The organism is Herbaspirillum chlorophenolicum (genome assembly GCF_001189955.1).
GTDB classification, from domain to species: Bacteria; Pseudomonadota; Gammaproteobacteria; order Burkholderiales; family Burkholderiaceae_D; genus Herbaspirillum; species Herbaspirillum chlorophenolicum.
The window spans coordinates 1-891 of sequence record NZ_LFLT01000156.1 but is presented as its reverse complement, the minus strand read 5'-3'; the positions used below and the strand labels follow the sequence as shown (position 1 = coordinate 891).

Annotated in this window: 2 protein-coding genes; both read right to left on the bottom strand. The window is 53.0% G+C overall.

Translation table 11 applies throughout. The features are described from left to right. Positions 1–88 precede the first annotated feature (88 nt). Complete coding sequence (locus AKL28_RS23665) at positions 89–637, bottom strand: cytochrome b (RefSeq protein WP_050470711.1); 549 nt, start codon at positions 635–637, stop codon at positions 89–91. A gap of 9 nt (positions 638–646) precedes the next feature. Next, positions 647–891, bottom strand: a 245-nt coding sequence (locus AKL28_RS23660) for an ATP-binding protein (RefSeq protein WP_231602688.1), incomplete at its 5' end; no start/stop codon positions are given.

The window sequence follows — 891 nt, the reverse complement described above, 5'->3', positions numbered from 1 at the left end:
GCACAGGGTAGATACCCAGCAATCACATGAAGCGACTTTGCATGAATTGCTCATTGAAGCAAAAAGCATTCAATGAGCAGGCTGTAGGCTATCGATTGCTTGAGGGAAGCATTCGAGTAAGGGTTCCATCTTTCAGAATAATTTGATGGTAGAGAGCAGCGCATACATGTAAGCCGATCAGCGCTAATAGTGCCCAGACCGACGCAATATGCCAATCCCCGATCGTGGCCAGCAAATCGGAATTTGCAGGGAAGATTACGGGCAGCTGCATCAAGCCGAAGAAGGACAGGTTCCAGCCACGCTCTGCAGCATTCATCCAACCCAGGATGGGTGAGATGGCGAGAAGAAGGTAGAGTCCGCCGTGCACGAACTTGGCTGCAATTACGGTGAGGGTCACACGCGTATGGAGCGGTTTCGGCGCCGGACTGATCAGGCGCCAAACCAGTCTGGCCAGCATGACCAGGAGGATCAGCAATCCGACCGAGATGTGGAGACTGACCGATCCTTCGGGCGATTGCAGATCATCCACATCTGGCATGGTCCAGCCGATGGTGCATTGGGCGATGATGAGCAGCACCGTGATCCAATGGAAAAACTTGGCAACGGGCGAATATTGTTCTTGGATACTGTTCGACATAATAGCTCCTTAGATTTCATTGACTTCGACTTCTATCTGGCTCACTAATTGACTCGGAATATTGACCGTCACGCGCAGGCCGGATTGACTAGATTTGTCACGAAAGCCAAGCGTGATGCTTGCACCCAACCTGTCTGCGATGGCCTTCACGATCGACAAACCTAACCCAGAACCGATCTGACCGCTGCCCAGCAACCGGTGGAATGCCTCGAAGATGCGCGCTCGTTCGGCCACCGGGATGCCTGGCCCCTTAT